This window comes from Sphingobium xenophagum (assembly GCF_031457465.1).
In the GTDB taxonomy this organism is placed as follows: Bacteria; Pseudomonadota; Alphaproteobacteria; order Sphingomonadales; family Sphingomonadaceae; genus Sphingobium; species Sphingobium xenophagum_A.
This window is the reverse complement of record NZ_JAVDWV010000009.1, coordinates 93,474-108,232: the sequence shown is the minus strand read 5'-3', so window position 1 is coordinate 108,232 and position 14,759 is coordinate 93,474. Positions and strand designations below refer to the sequence as shown.

Below are 14,759 nucleotides of genomic sequence, written 5' to 3'. Positions count from 1 at the left end.
TTATCGCCAATCACAGACGATGCTCTATCCCTTCGAACGAAGCTGCGCGCTTCGTTCGAAGGGATAGGGCGAAAGATCAGTTCTTTTCCTGATCCACCAGCTTGTTGGCACCGATCCAGGGCATCATGGCGCGCAGCTTGGCACCGGTTTCCTCGATCGGGTGGCGCTGGGCGGCGATGCGGCTGGCCTTCAACTCGGGCTGACCGGCGCGGTTGTCGAGGACGAAGTCCTTGACGAAGCGGCCCGACTGGATGTCGGCCAGGACGCGCTTCATTTCCTTCTTGGTTTCTTCGGTGATGATGCGCGGGCCGGTCTTGATGTCGCCATATTCGGCGGTGTTCGAGATCGAATAGCGCATGTTGGCGATGCCGCCTTCATACATCAGGTCGACGATCAGCTTCAATTCGTGCAGGCACTCGAAATAGGCCATTTCAGGCGCATAGCCCGCTTCGACCAGCGTTTCGAACCCGGCCTGGACCAGCGCGGTCGCGCCGCCGCACAGCACGGCCTGCTCGCCGAACAGGTCGGTTTCGCATTCTTCGCGGAAATTGGTTTCGATGATGCCGCTGCGACCGCCGCCAACGCCGCTGGCGTAGGAGAGGGCGATGTCATGCGCGTTGCCGGTCGAATCCTGATGGATGGCGATCAGGCAGGGGACGCCGCCGCCCTTCACATATTCGCCGCGGACGGTGTGGCCGGGGCCCTTGGGCGCGATCATGATGACGTCCACATCCTTGCGCGGCTCGATCAGGCCGAAATGGACGTTGAGGCCATGGGCAAAGGCCAGCGCCGCGCCGGGGCGCAGATTGGCGTGGACGTCGTCGGCATAGATGGCGGCCTGATGCTCGTCGGGAGCCAGGATCATGAACACGTCGGCCCAGGCGGCGGCTTCCGCGTTCGGCATGACCTTGAAGCCTGCGCCTTCCGCCTTCTTGGCGGAGGCGGACCCGGCGCGCAGCGCGATAGCGACTTCGGCGACGCCGCTGTCACGCAGATTCTGCGCATGGGCATGACCCTGCGATCCATAGCCCAGAATCGCGACCTTCTTGCCCTTGATCAGGCCGATGTCCGCATCGTGATCGTAATAAACCTTCATGACTGTCTCTTCCCTTTTCATATCCTGACCCTCTCCCTTGAGGGAGAGGATACGAAGACTTGGGCCGACCGGCCCTAGTCGAAGTTGGTGAGGGTGTACCACCGGGCAGGGGCGCAGCCCTTGCCCTCCCGCCGCTCAGCGGCAGGCCCCTCCCTCTCCCGGTGGGAGAGGGGTGAATAGGTTACACCGGCTCTTTGCCCCGGATCAGGCCGACGACGCCGGTGCGGCCGACTTCGACCAGGCCGATCTGGCGCATCAGCCCCACGAAATTGTCGATCTTGTCGGTGGTGCCGGTGATTTCGAAGATGAAGCTTTCGATCGTCGTGTCGACCACCTTGGCGCGGAACACATCGGCCAGGCGCAGCGCTTCGATCCGGTCTTCGCCCGTGCCCTTGACCTTGACCAGCGCCAGTTCGCGTTCGACGAAGGGGCCGACTTCGGTCAGGTCGGTGACCTTGTGGACGGGCACCAGCCGGTCGAGCTGGGCAATGATCTGGTCGATCACCTTGGGCGGGCCGTTGGTGACGATGGTGATGCGGCTGACGCTATGATCGTCGGTGATGTCCGCCACGGTCAGGCTGTCGATATTATAGCCGCGCGCGGTGAACAGGCCCGCGATGCGCGCCAATATGCCGGCTTCGTTCGAAACGGTCAGCGACAGGACGTGCCGCTGGTTCAATTCTTCCTGGATATGCATCACTTGGCTGTCCCGTCATTCACATCTTCATGGGCGTCACTGGGATCTGCCCGTTCCGAAATCATCGCCGTAAAGGCATAATGCCAGCCATCATCCTGCCGGTGGGCGACGCGGACGGGCAGTCCCGCCACCGCATCGAACATCCGGCTGAGATGTTCGCCGACATAGCGGGGACCGACCAGCAGCGTGCCGATATGCCGCTCGTGAAAGTCGAACCCCTCGTCCAGATGCACGACCCATTCGTCATTGGTCGGGTCGGCATGGTCGATGGTCCAGCCCGATAGCTCGGCCGTGCCCGCGATTCGCTCGAAATCCCACGGTTCGCTGACATGGACGCGCAGCTGGAGGTGCTGCGTCACACCGCCATCCTCATACTAAGGCTTTCGCCTCGTCCGACATGATGCCGGCGATCTGGTTGGGATCGAGCATCATTTCGGTATGGGCCGCGCCCGACGGGATCATCGGGAAACAGTTGGACAGTTTGGCGACGCGGCAATCGACGATCACTGGCCCTGGCGTTTCCAGCATCTGGCGGATGCCCGCTTCCAGATCGCCTGGCTCTTCGATGCGGATGCCGGTCCAGCCATAGGCTTCGCCCAGCTTCACGAAGTCGGGCAGGCTGTCCGAATAGCTGTTGGAATAGCGGCTTTCATAGGTCAGTTCCTGCCACTGGCGGACCATGCCCATATATTCATTGTTCAGGATGAACAGCTTGACCGGCAGGCGATATTGGCTGGCGGTGCCCATTTCCTGAATGTTCATCTGAACCGAGGCGTCGCCCGCGATGCAGATTGCGAGGCTGTCGGGATTGCCCATCTGCGCGCCGATGGCGGCGGGGAAGCCATAGCCCATCGTGCCGAGGCCCCCGGAGGTCAGCCACTTATTGGGGGCTTCGAAGCCGAAATGCTGCGCCGCCCACATTTGATGCTGGCCGACTTCGGTAGTGATGATGACATCCTTGCCGGTCGCCTGACACGCGGTGTAGAGGTCCGCGATCGCGCGCTGGGGCATGATTTCGGTGCCGTTTTCGACATAGGCGAGCGACTTTTTCGTCCGCCATTCCGCGATCCGGTCCCACCATGCCGACAGGTCGGCCTGTTCATGACCGCGCTGCTTCCACAGGGCGATCATGTCGTCGAGCGCGCTGGCCACGTCGGCCTGGATGGCGACATCGACATCGACGATCTTGTTGATGGAACTGCGGTCGATATCGATATGGACCTTGCGGCTGTTGGGCGCGAAGGCGTCTAGGCGGCCGGTGACGCGATCGTCGAAGCGCGCGCCGACGCACAGGATGAGGTCGGCTTGGTTCATCGCCCAATTGGCTTCATAGGTGCCGTGCATCCCCAACATGCCCAGCCACTGGTCGGACGATGCGGGGAAGGCACCCAGGCCCATCAGGGTCGAGGTGACGGGCGCGCCGGTGAGCGCGGCCAGTTCGCGCAACAAAGCGCTGGCTTGCGGGCCGCTATTGATGACGCCGCCGCCAGTGTAGAAGATGGGGCGCTCGGCCGCGGCCAGCATTTCGACGGCCGCGTCGATGCCCGCCGCGTCCGCCTTGATCTGCGGGCGGTAGCTGGCATGCTGGACCGGTTCGGGACGCTTATAGGGCGCGGTCGCGATCTGGACATTCTTGGGAATGTCGATGACGACCGGGCCGGGGCGACCCGTCGTGGCGATGTGGAATGCCTCATGCACGACGCCCGCCAGTTTGCCGGGGTCTTTCACCAGATAATTATGCTTGGTGCAGTGGCGCGTGATGCCGACCGTGTCCGCTTCCTGAAAGGCATCGGTGCCGATCAGTTGGGTGGGCACCTGTCCCGTGATGACGATCATCGGGATCGAATCCATCAGCGCGTCGGTGATGCCGGTGACCGCATTGGTCGCGCCGGGGCCGGAGGTGACCAGAACGACGCCGGGCTTTCCGGTCGAGCGGGCATAGCCCTCCGCCATGTGGGTCGCGCCCTGTTCGTGGCGGACCAGCACATGCTTGATCGTGGGGTGATTGTAGAGCGCGTCATAAATGGGCAGCACCGCGCCGCCGGGATAGCCGAACACGACCTCGACACCGAGATCGATCAGGCATTCAACCAATATGTCCGCGCCGCTCTTTTCGGCCACGATAAATCCTTCTCATATGATGCAAGCTCCGTCCTTTGCGACAGCGGGCCTGCGATAGCAAGGTGGCAGCCTCTAATGGACATAAAATGACGGGTCAAGCGCTATTGTTGTAATTTAATTGCTAATTCGGCGATGATCTTGTTATCAACTTCTCGTGTCTCGCGCGGCCAATGCGGCGGGGGCTGGTTGGTGAACCAGGTATATTGGCGCTTGGCATATTGGCGGGTGGCGAGCGCGCCGCGTTCGATCATTGTTTCCCGGTCGATCTCGCCCATGAGCCAGGCGCGGATTTCCGGCACGCCAATCGCGCGCATGACCGGCAGGTCGGGATGGAGATGACGAGCGAGCAGCGCCTCGACCTCTTCGATCGCGCCCGCGTCGATCATCTGTCCGAAACGCCGGTCGCAGCGGGCGATCAGCCAGTCGCGCGGCGGGCGCAGGATCATAGGCGTCAGGGTGATCTGGTCGGCGATGCCCCCGCCCTTATGTTGCTGCCATTGTTTTAATGGCTTGCCGGTGGAGCGTACTACCTCCAGCGCGCGGGCGACGCGGGTCGTGTCCGCGGGGGCCAGGCGCGCGGCAGCCTCCGGGTCTTCATGGGCCAGCGCGGCATGGGCCTCCGCAACGGGCAGGGCGCGCACCGTCGAACGTATGTCCGGGTCGATGTCCGGCACCGGCGCGATGCCATCGAGCAATGTGCGAATATAGAGGCCCGTGCCACCGACCAGTATGGGCAGGCGGCCCTGCTCCTGCGCGGCGGCGATCTGCCCCTTCGCCTCGTCCGCCCAGCGTGGCGCGGTGCAGGCCTGTGCCCCGTCGATATGGCCGAACAGCCGGTGGGGCACATCGCCCATCTCGTCCGCGCTTGGCCGTGCGGACAAGATGGCGAGGTCGGCATAGACCTGGCTCGCATCGGCGTTGATGACGATGCCGCCCGTGGCTTTGGCGAGGGCAATGGCGAGCGCGCTCTTGCCGCTGGCGGTCGGCCCGGCAATAAGCGCGACCCGTGGGCGGGATTCGCCCTGCTGTGTGTCAGGAGTGTTCATGTTCGTCGCGACCTTAGTGGCAAGTGGCTCGATCGGGCAGGGGGATATTGCGGCCGCCGCCGATCGGCTGGCGCAGGCGGGGTGCCAGCCCGGTGAGAACCACTGGCTCGACCGCGACAAGGCGGCGGACCTGTTCTTCGCTGCCGATCCGGTATCCGCGCGCGCGGCATTAGCCGATGTCGGACAGGGCATCGACGTGATCGTCCAGCCGGTCGAGGGGCGCGCGAAGAAACTGCTGATCGCCGACATGGATTCGACCATGATCACTGTCGAGTGTATCGACGAACTGGCCGACTATGCCGGTATCAAGCCGCAGATCGCCGAGATCACCGAGCGGGCGATGCGCGGGGAATTGGATTTCGAAGGGGCGCTGCATGGCCGTGTCGCGCTGCTCAAGGGCTTGCCCGACAGCGCCATCGACCAGTGTCGGCAGGAGCGCGTGGTCATCATGGGCGGCGCAAAGGCGCTGGTCCGCACGATGAAGGCGCGGGGCGCGCGGACCTTGCTAGTGTCGGGCGGCTTCACCCGCTTCACCGGACCAGTGGCGGCCGAGATCGGTTTCGACGTGCATGTCGCCAATGTGCTGGAGATTGCCGATGGCGCCTTGCTGGGCAGTGTCACCCGTCCGATCGTCGATGCGGCGCGCAAGCGGGCGGAGCTGGAAGCGGCCATCGCGGGCGGCATCGACCGGGCGCTGACCCTCGCTGTGGGCGACGGCGCGAACGACATTCCGATGATCGAAGGGGCAGGGTTGGGCGTCGCCTATCATGCCAAGCCGGTCACCCGCGCCGCCGCCGCCGCCGAGATCGTTCATGGCGACCTGTCAGTGCTGCTCTATGCGCAGGGGATCGCGTCGGCCGATTGGGTGATCGACTAGGGTTGTCAACGTCCCGTCTCGGTTAACGCCCTGTTCGCCGTCATTGCGCTAGGGTAATGGATTCCATCGCGCGGTTCGAACGTTGGCGTTGCGCCGCTGTGATGACGGCAACAAATCTAACGGCGTCCGGCGATCCTTGCCCCATACGCCCAGGGAGATGATATGCAATTCAAACATATGGCTTTGGCCGCAGCCGGACTGATGGCCTTGAGCGCCTGCGCCCAGAATGACGCGCCGGTCACCGCCGCGCCGCCGGTCGGCCCCGGTGCGATCGCCGGCACGGTCGCCGCAGACCGCGACGGCGATGGCTATGTCGATGGCTATTATACCGCCGATGGCATTTATCACGCGGTTCAGGGTCCGCCCTGCCCGCCGCCACCCCCGCCGCCCCCGCCGCGCGCCGGAGAACGCGGCTGATCCACGCACGGCTTCGGGCGCGGCGATATCGTCGCGCCCCCTTCCTCTTTGTCGGCCTGACGCTGGCCTGCGCCACGCCGGTCGCTGCGCAATCGCCGGTCGATCCGGTGCAGGCGGCGCAGCCCGGCGTCGGCGTCGAGATCCGCGGCGCGGTCAGCGGCAAATATAAGGATTTCTACGCCCGGCGCGGCTATTGGCCGCTATGGGTGGAAAAAGACCGGATCGGGCCACAGGCCGACGCGCTGTTGGCGCTGATCGCCGACAGTGAGTTGGATGGCCTACGCCCGCGAGCCTATGGCGCGCGCGACCTGCAGAAACTGATAGACGCAGCCGATAACAGTCCCAACCCCAAAGTACTGGCACGCGCGGAACTGGCGCTGTCGAAGGCATTGGCCGACCTGGTCGTCGATATGCGCCGTCCCGCGCGCGGCATGGCGATGCGCTATCTCGACCCGGAGGTTGAGCCGCGTGATCCCGATCCGTCCGACATATTGCGCACAGCCGCACTCGCACCATCGCTGAAAGACTATATCCAGACCGCAGGCTGGATGAGCCCCTTCTATATGCAGTTGCGCAAGGCAAGGGCGATCTATCTCGATACATGGGGGGATTTGCCCGCCATCACCGTCCCGGCAGACGTCAAGCTGCGTCCCGGCGGGAAGTCACCCGACATTGCGCGGCTACGCCAGCGGCTTGGCCTGTCCGACGGCACAGCTTATGACAAGGCACTGGTTGAACGGGTGCGGGTATTTCAACGCGATCATGGGCTTAAGCCCGACGGCGTGGCCGGGACGATGACGGTCGCGGCGCTCAACCGGGGGCCGCGCTATTATGACCGGCTGCTGGCGCTCAACCTGGAACGGGCGCGACTGTTGCCTGGGCCCTGGACCCGCCATGTCGTGGTGGATGCCGCATCCGCGCGGCTTTGGTATTACAACAAGGGCGCACTCGATGGCACGATGAAGGTCGTTGTCGGGACAGAGCAAACCCAGACGCCCTTGATGGCGGGGATGATCCGCTATGCGACGCTCAACCCCTATTGGAATATCCCGCCCGATCTGGTGCAGCGCAATGTCGCGCCGAAAATTCTCCGCGGCGCATCGCTCAAGAGCCTGAATTATGAGGCATTGGCCGATTGGAGCGCTGATGCTGCGCCGCTGCCGCAAAGTGCGGTCGATTGGGACGCGGTGGCGGCGGGACGGCGCGAGGTGCGGGTGCGCCAGTTGCCGGGCGCGGGTAATGCCATGGGCCGGGTGAAGTTCATGTTTCCCAACGACCTCGGCATTTACCTCCACGACACGCCCCAGCGCGACCTGTTCGCCAAGGCCGACCGCCATTTCAGCAATGGCTGCGTCAGGCTGGAGGATGCGCAGCGGCTGGGGCGCTGGTTCTTCGGCAAGGCGCCCACGCTCGATGGCGACGCACCCGAACAGCATCAGCCCTTGCCCCAGCCGGTGCCGGTATTCCTCACCTATCTGACCGCCGTGCCAACCGCGCAGGGGGTGCAGTTTTTGCCGGACGTTTATGGACGCGACGGGATCTGACCGGGGCAGATCACTCCAGCCCAGCCACCAGCCCGTCGATCGCACCCTGAAGGATATAGCTCGCCGCCAGCTTGTCGATCAACACGTCTCGGCGGGCGCGGCTGGCATCGGCCTCCAGCAAGGTGCGGGTCACGGCCTGGGTCGACCAGCGTTCGTCCCAGAGCAGGACCGGCAGGCCGAAATCCGCTAGATTATGCGCGAAGGCGCGGCTCGACTGGCTGCGTGGGCTGCTGGTGCCGTCGAGGTTGAGGGGCAGGCCGATGACGATGCCCTTGACCTGCTGCTCGGTAATGAAGGCCGCTAGCAGCAGTTTGTCCTTGCTGAATTTACTGCGTGTGATGGTGTGGGCCGGACTGGCGATCGACCAGCGCGCGTCGCATAGCGCCAGCCCGATCGTCTTAGTGCCGACATCCATGCCGACCAGACGGCCACCCTGCGGCAAGGCCTCGCGAAAGGCGACGCGATCCGTCGTTACCAATGGCATGATGTCAAAATGTCATTTCTGTAAAAAGGCGGCGAGCCTTTGTTGTGCGTCGGCGCGCACATTGCCCCAGAACAGGCTGTAATCATAGACATGATAGTTATTGCCGGGCAGGGTGAACGGCCCCATGTCGACCGGCTCGCCGATCATCAGCACGCCACTGGTGTCGCACCGCGCGGGGACGACGCCGGTCAGCAGCTTCGGCGGTTGCCCTTCCTCGCGTGCATCCAGCGTACCCTTGTTGGCGCTGGCCGGTGCCGCCCCGTTGAACGCGCCGGTGATGGGGTTGGTGCAAAGCATGTGGGTGCCCTTGCGGGGCTTGCCGGTATAGCCGGTTTTGCGCTCGAAACTCTCCACCACCGCCGATGGATCGGCGGGTTCGGCATAGCTTTGCCAACTGACGATGCAGTGTGATTGTTCTGCGCGGGCGCAGGCGGGCAGGCCCAGCGCAGGAAGATCGGCCTCTACGGATACCGGCCAGCCCACGGCATACACGGCCGCGACCCGATCTGCGACTGACTTGCCCGCCACTTCCTCCCGCAGCAGTTGCAGCAGGTGACGGGAGCCTTGACTATGCCCGGCAAGCATCAGCGGCCCGCTGGGGTTTGCCGCGAGGAAGGCGGCAAAGGCCTGAACGACGTCGCGATAGGCAGCCGCCAGCGCCTTGTCACCGGCAGCTTTGCTGGTCAGGAATGCCCCATAATTGGCCTGGCGATAGCGGGGGGCCCATACGCTGCCCGCCGCATTGAAGGCGCTCGCCTGGCTCATCACGAAGCGCCGGGCGGTAGCGTCGGCCTCCTTTTCATCGAGCGACGCATTCCAATGGGCATCGCCAAAGGTGGTAATATAGCTGGTGGGGTGAATGAAAAAGACTGCCGCCTTTTGGGGCAGAGCGGGATTGGTCACACCTGCCGGGGTCCAGAGCGCCGGGTTGTTCTGGATGATGTCGGGACGCGCGACCCACATTTTGGCGTCGGCATAGGCATTGGCGGGGAGCGGGGCGAGATCGGCAAATTCTTCGCGCGGCACCATCACGGCGCGGATCAATTGCATGCCCCAGATCGCATAGATGGCGAACGCCGCGATCACCAGAACCACAAGGGTTGCGATGACATAGAGAAATTTGCGGGCCACCCGATGCTCTCCGAATTAAGGGGCGATGCGGCCCCCATTTGCGCGTCACTGTCTTACGCAAGCTGCGCGCGCGCGCAAGAGGCGCGAAACCCGCTTGAAGCGGAGGGATACGGGTGGTAGCGGCATGGCCCATGTCGATAGACCTTCAGACCGTAAAAAAGATCGCCAGCCTCTCGCGCATTTCGGTGAGTGATGCCGAAGCCGAGGCGATGGTGCCCGAACTCAACAACATCCTTGGCTGGGTGGAGCAATTGGGCGAGGTGGACGTCAGCGGCGTCGAGCCGATGACCGCCGTCATCCCCAATCACCAGCGCCTGCGCGACGACGTCGTGACCGACGGCAATGTCCGCGACAAGGTGCTGGCGAATGCGCCCCAGGCCGAACATGGATTTTTTGCCGTCCCGAAAGTGATCGAGTGACCAATCTTACAGACCTCACCGTAGCCGAAATTCGCGACGGGTTCCGCGCAGGCGATTTTTCCGCGCGCGAAGTTGCCGAGGGCTTCAACGCGAATGTTGCGGCGGCCAAGGCGCTCAACGCCTTCATCGTCGAAACCCCGGAAAAAGCGCTGGAAGCGGCCGATGCCGCTGACAAGGCGCTGGCGGCTGGCGAGGTGAAGCCTCTGTCCGGCGTGCCGATCGGCATGAAGGATCTCTTCTGCACGCAGGGTGTGCAAACCACGGCGGCGAGCCACATGCTCGAAGGCTTCGTACCCACCTATGAATCGACTGTGTCGGCCAAGTTGTGGGATGCAGGCGCGGGGATGCTGGGTAAGCTGAACCTCGACCAGTTCGCCATGGGATCGTCCAACGAGACCAGCTATTTCGGCAACGTCATCAGCCCGTGGAAGCGGGACGGTGGCGACAATGCGGCTTTGGCCCCCGGTGGCTCTTCAGGCGGTTCGTCGTCCGCGATCGCGGCGCGGCTGTGCCCGGCGGCGACCGGGACGGACACGGGTGGCTCGATCCGTCAGCCTGCCGCCTTTACCGGCATCAGCGGTATCAAGCCGACCTATGGCCGCTGCTCGCGCTGGGGCATCGTCGCCTTCGCCTCGTCGCTCGACCAAGCCGGGCCGATGGCGCGCACGGTGCGCGACAATGCGTTGCTGCTGGAAGTCATGGCCGGGTTCGACCCCAAGGATTCGACCTCGCTCGATTTGCCGGTGCCACAGTGGGAAGCGGGATTGTCCAGCAATCTCAAGGGTAAGACGGTCGGCATTCCCAAGGAATATCGCCCCGATGGCCTGAACCCGGAAATCGCCGCATTGTGGGATCAGGGGATTGCCTGGCTCAAGGACGCAGGTGCCAATGTGGTGGAAGTGTCGCTGCCGCATACCAAATATGCGCTGCCGACCTATTATATCATCGCGCCCGCCGAAGCTTCGTCCAACCTCGCCCGCTATGACGGCGTGCGCTATGGCCAGCGCGACCTGCCCGATGGCGCAGGCTTGCAGGACATGTATGCCGCCACCCGCGCGGCTGGGTTCGGGCCGGAGGTCAAGCGCCGCATCATGATCGGCACCTATGTCCTGTCGGCGGGTTTCTACGACGCTTATTATACCCAGGCGCAGAAGGTCCGGGCGCTGATCGCGCGAGATTTCGATCTGGCCTTTGAGCAATGCGACCTGCTGCTGACCCCGACCGCGCCGAGCGCCGCCTTCACGCTGGGCGAGAAACAGGCCGATCCGCTGGCCATGTATCTGAACGACGTCTTCACCGTGCCCGCGTCGCTGGCGGGGCTGCCCGCGATGTCGGTGCCCGGTGGCGTGGATAGTCACGGCTTGCCGTTGGGCTTGCAGATCATCGGCAAGGCGCTGGATGAACAGACGGTGTTGAACGCAGGCCTCGCTATCGAGGAACGGGCGGGCTTTGTGGCGCGGCCGGACAAGTGGTGGTAATGGTTTGACCGAAGTGTTACTTTGGTAACACTGGAGATGTCGCGATGAACATGCACAGCAAATTTGATGAGGAAACGGTGGTCAACATGACCAGTAAAGGGCAGGTGTTCATGCCCAAGGCAATCCGTGACCGCATCGGCCTTGTTCCGGGACAGCCCGTTCGCATCGGGATCAATGACCGTGGCGAAGCGGTGGTGCTTCCCGCTCATGTTCTGGTGGGCGAAACCACCGATGAACGGCGAAGCCGCATAAGAGCGGGAATATTGGCTGCGGCTGGCACAATGAAAACCGGCTTTGCATCAACCGACGAATATATGGATTATATCCGCCCGCACCGGTTGGACCCCGAATGACATTTGTCGATACGAATGTCATCATCGACATTCTGTCAAGCGATGACATATGGGGGCCGTGGTCGATCGAGCGGTTGAGCGACGCTCGATGCAACGGGCCGGCCATAGTCAACATTGTCGTTCTCGCTGAGCTAAGTAGAAATTATCGATCCTTGAATGATTTGCAGTCGGACATAGCGGCGCTGGGTCTCGTCTCGGAACCGGTCGATGACGTTGCCGCCTTCATTGCCGGGCAACGCTTCATAGCCTATCGAGAGGCGCGCAAGGAGGATCGGGCTTATCGTGTTCTTCCCGATTTTTTCGTCGGAGCCCATGCCTTCACCCGACAAATGCCCTTATTGACTCGCGATCTGACGCTGTACCGGCGTTACTTTCCTGAACTCACCCTTATCACTCCCGAAACGGACCCAGCATGACTGAATCAACCTATCGCATCCAGGGCGCAACCGGCGAGTGGGAGGTCGTGATCGGCCTGGAGGTGCATGCCCAGATCACCACCAATGCCAAGCTGTTTTCCGGTGCCGCGACCGCGTTTGGGGCGGAGCCCAATACGCAGGTCAGCCTGGTCGACGCAGCGATGCCCGGCATGTTGCCGGTGCCCAATCGCGAGTGCATCCGGCAGGCGGTGCGTACCGGCATGGCGATCGAGGCGCAGATCAACAGATGGTCGCGGTTCGACCGGAAAAATTATTTCTATGCCGATTTGCCGCAGGGCTATCAGATCAGTCAGCTCTATCATCCGATCGTGGGCGAAGGGCAGATCGAGATCGTGCTGGACGAGAAGAACCCGGACACCAGCACCAAGGTCATCGGGGTCGAGCGCATCCATGTCGAGCAGGATGCCGGCAAGCTGATGCATGATCAGCATCCTACCAGCTCCTATGTCGATCTCAACCGGTCGGGCGTCGCGCTGATGGAGATCGTGTCGAAGCCGGACATGCGTTCGCCCGCCGAAGCAGGGGCTTATCTGGCGAAGCTGCGGACGATTCTGCGCTATGTCGGCTCGTGCGATGGCAATATGGACCAGGGGTCGATGCGCGCTGACGTGAACGTGTCCGTTCGCAAGCCCGGCGAGGAATTTGGCACTCGCACTGAAACGAAGAACGTCAATTCCGTCCGCTTCGTCATGGCTGTAGTCGAGCATGAGGCGAACCGTCAGGTCGACGTGCTGGAAGCGGGCGGCAAGATCGTGCAGGAAACCCGGCTCTATGACCCCGACCGAGGCGAGACGCGGTCGATGCGGTCGAAGGAAGATGCGCATGACTATCGCTACTTCCCCGATCCCGACCTGTTGCCGATCGAACTGGACGAGGCGTTCCTGGCCGAATGCCGCGCCTCGCTGCCCGAACTGCCCGATGCCAAGCGTAAGCGCTATGAGCAGGCGCTGGGCCTGTCGGCCTATAATGCCGCGACCCTGACGGCGGACGCCGACACCGCGCGCTGGTTCGAATTGCTGGTGACGCAGAGCGCTGCCGCGCAGAAGAAGAGCGAGAGCGATGTCGCGAAGGCGGCGGCCAATTGGCTGCTGTCCGACCTTTATGGCGCGCTCAACCGCCTTGGCAAAAGCCTGGAGGAAAGCCCGGTAAGTCCTTCGCAGGCCGCCGAATTGCTGGCGCTGGTCGCCGACGGCACGCTGTCGGGATCGCTCGCCAAGCAGGTGTTCGAGATCATGCTGGAAACCGGCGACGCGCCGGCCAAGATCGTGGAAGATCGCGGCATGAAGCAGACGTCGGACACCGGCGCGATCGAGGCGGCGGTGGCCAAGGTTCTCGCGGACAATGGCGACAAGGTCGCGCAATATAAGGGCGGCAAGGAAGCGTTGTTCGGCTTCTTCGTCGGTCAGACGATGAAGGCGATGCAGGGCAAGGCCAACCCGCAGGTGGTCAACGAACTGGTGAAGAAGGGGTTGGCGGGCTGATCGCTCGCTTCCCTCTATACGACTGTAAAGACGCGCGATAAGCATCTGTTCACGCCATAGCGAATCGGGGGATTGGCGGCGTGAATAGGGGGGATGATGCGGCGCACGGGGCGATTATTCGCTGCGGCTTTCGGACTGGCTGTTGCGATACCAGCCTCTGCCGGGACTGACCCGATCGTTGCGACGCTCGCACCGGCGGCGACGGCGGTGCCAGCCGGAACCTATGTCGATTTCGAGATACTCGACCCGCTCAATTCCAAATTGTCCAAGCCGGGCGACCGGTTCCGCATCCGCACGACAGTACCGGTGGCCTTCAATGGGGCCGTCGTCGTACCTGACGGTGTGCTGGGGGAGGGGGAGGTCATCCACGCCGCCCGCGCTCGCGCGGCGGGCAAGGCTGGTGAGTTGATATTGGCGGCGCGCTTCGTCGAGTATCAAGGACAGAAGATCGCGCTGCGCAGCTTCCGTTTCGCCCAATCCGGTGAGAGCCGCACACATGAGGCGGCTCTGGTCGGCCTGGTTGCGGTGCCGGTCGTGCTTTTCATGGCAGGTAGCGAGGTGGTCGTGCCTGCGGGTACGCGAGGACAGGCCAAATTGGTGGCCGACATCCCGTTCGTCCTGCCGGATGGCGAACATTGAAATTCACAATGGGGGGTAATGTTATGAAGCGTCACATGTTTCTGGCATTGGTCATGGTCGCCTGCAGCACGTCTGCGATCGCGCAGGATGCGGCGGTTGACCCAGCCGTTCTCTCCGATCCGGGGGCGGCGGCAGTGCCGGTATCCGACATTCCCGAAGGAAAGGGAAAGATCATCTTCTTCCGCAAGGGCGGACTGATGGGGGCGGCTATTTCCTGCGCGGTGCATGAAGAGGGGGAGCGTCTGACCAGCTTGCCGCCGGGTAAATTCGCCGTCGTCTATGCCGACCCCGGCATTCACGAATATTCGGTCAAGAGCGAGGCGACCGATACGCTGCGGATGGAGATCGAGCCGGGCGAAACCTATTATTCCAAGTGCAGCATTTCGATGGGAATCATGGCGGGGCGCCCCAACCTGTCGCCGGCCGACAAGGCCGGGTTCGACGCGCTCAGCGCCAAGTTGAAGCCGGTTGAGGTAAAGGCAGAATAATTTCCGCCCGTTCACAAGAATAAGGGGCGCCACCGGGTCTAGCGGTGACGC

General features: G+C 63.1%; 17 protein-coding genes. 10 read left to right on the top strand and 7 right to left on the bottom strand.

What is annotated here, in order from left to right; translation table 11 throughout:
• Window positions 1–76: 76 nt before the first annotated feature.
• From ilvC to miaA, 5 genes are all read right to left on the bottom strand, one after another.
• Window positions 77–1,096: a ketol-acid reductoisomerase gene (ilvC, locus tag J2W40_RS11025; RefSeq protein ID WP_043152671.1), complete on the bottom strand. Its 1,020-nt coding sequence runs from the start codon at window positions 1,094–1,096 to the stop codon at window positions 77–79.
• 181 nt (window positions 1,097–1,277) lie between these two features.
• Window positions 1,278–1,793 (bottom strand): acetolactate synthase small subunit, encoded by a 516-nt coding sequence (gene ilvN, locus J2W40_RS11020; RefSeq protein WP_037479805.1) that lies wholly within the window; start codon window positions 1,791–1,793, stop codon window positions 1,278–1,280.
• Window positions 1,793–2,152: a hypothetical protein gene (locus J2W40_RS11015; RefSeq protein ID WP_310224658.1), complete on the bottom strand. Its 360-nt coding sequence runs from the start codon at window positions 2,150–2,152 to the stop codon at window positions 1,793–1,795. The genes ilvN and J2W40_RS11015 overlap by 1 nt, the downstream gene beginning before the upstream one ends.
• A 10-nt stretch (window positions 2,153–2,162) precedes the next feature.
• Window positions 2,163–3,914 (bottom strand): acetolactate synthase 3 large subunit, encoded by a 1,752-nt coding sequence (locus J2W40_RS11010; RefSeq protein ID WP_310224656.1) that lies wholly within the window; start codon window positions 3,912–3,914, stop codon window positions 2,163–2,165.
• A gap of 101 nt (window positions 3,915–4,015) precedes the next feature.
• Complete coding sequence (gene miaA / locus J2W40_RS11005) at window positions 4,016–4,960, bottom strand: tRNA (adenosine(37)-N6)-dimethylallyltransferase MiaA (RefSeq protein ID WP_310224654.1); 945 nt, start codon at window positions 4,958–4,960, stop codon at window positions 4,016–4,018.
• Here miaA and serB point away from each other — a divergent pair.
• The 3 genes from serB to J2W40_RS10990 all read left to right on the top strand — a co-directional run bounded on the left by serB (window position 4,959) and on the right by J2W40_RS10990 (window position 7,798).
• Window positions 4,959–5,837, top strand: coding sequence for a phosphoserine phosphatase SerB (gene serB, locus J2W40_RS11000; RefSeq protein WP_310224652.1), 879 nt, complete (start codon window positions 4,959–4,961; stop codon window positions 5,835–5,837). The genes miaA and serB overlap by 2 nt on opposite strands.
• Before the next feature lie 162 nt (window positions 5,838–5,999).
• Window positions 6,000–6,254, top strand: coding sequence for a hypothetical protein (locus J2W40_RS10995; protein WP_310224650.1), 255 nt, complete (start codon window positions 6,000–6,002; stop codon window positions 6,252–6,254).
• A 107-nt stretch (window positions 6,255–6,361) separates the two neighbouring features.
• A complete protein-coding gene (locus J2W40_RS10990) occupies window positions 6,362–7,798 on the top strand; it encodes a L,D-transpeptidase family protein (protein WP_310224648.1) in 1,437 nt (478 codons plus the stop codon).
• A 10-nt stretch (window positions 7,799–7,808) separates the two neighbouring features.
• On the opposite strand, the gene ruvX is transcribed toward J2W40_RS10990, so the two are convergent.
• Entirely contained in the window at window positions 7,809–8,282 is a 474-nt protein-coding gene (gene ruvX / locus J2W40_RS10985; protein WP_405053623.1) for a Holliday junction resolvase RuvX, read from the bottom strand.
• Window positions 8,283–8,294: 12 nt separating this feature from the next.
• Complete coding sequence (locus J2W40_RS10980) at window positions 8,295–9,413, bottom strand: DUF3089 domain-containing protein (RefSeq protein ID WP_310224645.1); 1,119 nt, start codon at window positions 9,411–9,413, stop codon at window positions 8,295–8,297.
• Window positions 9,414–9,544: 131 nt separating this feature from the next.
• On the opposite strand from J2W40_RS10980, the gene gatC reads away from it, so the two are divergent.
• The 7 genes from gatC (at window position 9,545) to J2W40_RS10945 (ending at window position 14,708) form a co-directional block, all read left to right on the top strand.
• A complete protein-coding gene (gatC, locus tag J2W40_RS10975; RefSeq protein WP_037480044.1) occupies window positions 9,545–9,832 on the top strand; it encodes an Asp-tRNA(Asn)/Glu-tRNA(Gln) amidotransferase subunit GatC in 288 nt (95 codons plus the stop codon).
• The gene (gene gatA, locus J2W40_RS10970) at window positions 9,829–11,310 is read left to right on the top strand and encodes an Asp-tRNA(Asn)/Glu-tRNA(Gln) amidotransferase subunit GatA (RefSeq protein WP_310224643.1); all 1,482 of its coding nucleotides are present in this window, start codon (window positions 9,829–9,831) and stop codon (window positions 11,308–11,310) included. The genes gatC and gatA overlap by 4 nt, the downstream gene beginning before the upstream one ends.
• A gap of 44 nt (window positions 11,311–11,354) precedes the next feature.
• On the top strand, window positions 11,355–11,663 hold the full coding sequence (locus J2W40_RS10965; RefSeq protein WP_310224641.1) for an AbrB/MazE/SpoVT family DNA-binding domain-containing protein: 309 nt from the start codon (window positions 11,355–11,357) through the stop codon (window positions 11,661–11,663).
• Window positions 11,660–12,079: a type II toxin-antitoxin system VapC family toxin gene (locus J2W40_RS10960; RefSeq protein ID WP_310224640.1), complete on the top strand. Its 420-nt coding sequence runs from the start codon at window positions 11,660–11,662 to the stop codon at window positions 12,077–12,079. Before J2W40_RS10965 ends, J2W40_RS10960 begins: the two co-directional genes overlap by 4 nt.
• A complete protein-coding gene (gene gatB / locus J2W40_RS10955; RefSeq protein WP_310224637.1) occupies window positions 12,076–13,581 on the top strand; it encodes an Asp-tRNA(Asn)/Glu-tRNA(Gln) amidotransferase subunit GatB in 1,506 nt (501 codons plus the stop codon). Before J2W40_RS10960 ends, gatB begins: the two co-directional genes overlap by 4 nt.
• 93 nt (window positions 13,582–13,674) lie before the next feature.
• Window positions 13,675–14,220: a hypothetical protein gene (locus J2W40_RS10950; RefSeq protein ID WP_310224635.1), complete on the top strand. Its 546-nt coding sequence runs from the start codon at window positions 13,675–13,677 to the stop codon at window positions 14,218–14,220.
• A 23-nt stretch (window positions 14,221–14,243) separates the two neighbouring features.
• Window positions 14,244–14,708 (top strand): DUF2846 domain-containing protein, encoded by a 465-nt coding sequence (locus tag J2W40_RS10945; RefSeq protein WP_310224633.1) that lies wholly within the window; start codon window positions 14,244–14,246, stop codon window positions 14,706–14,708.
• Window positions 14,709–14,759 lie beyond the last annotated feature (51 nt).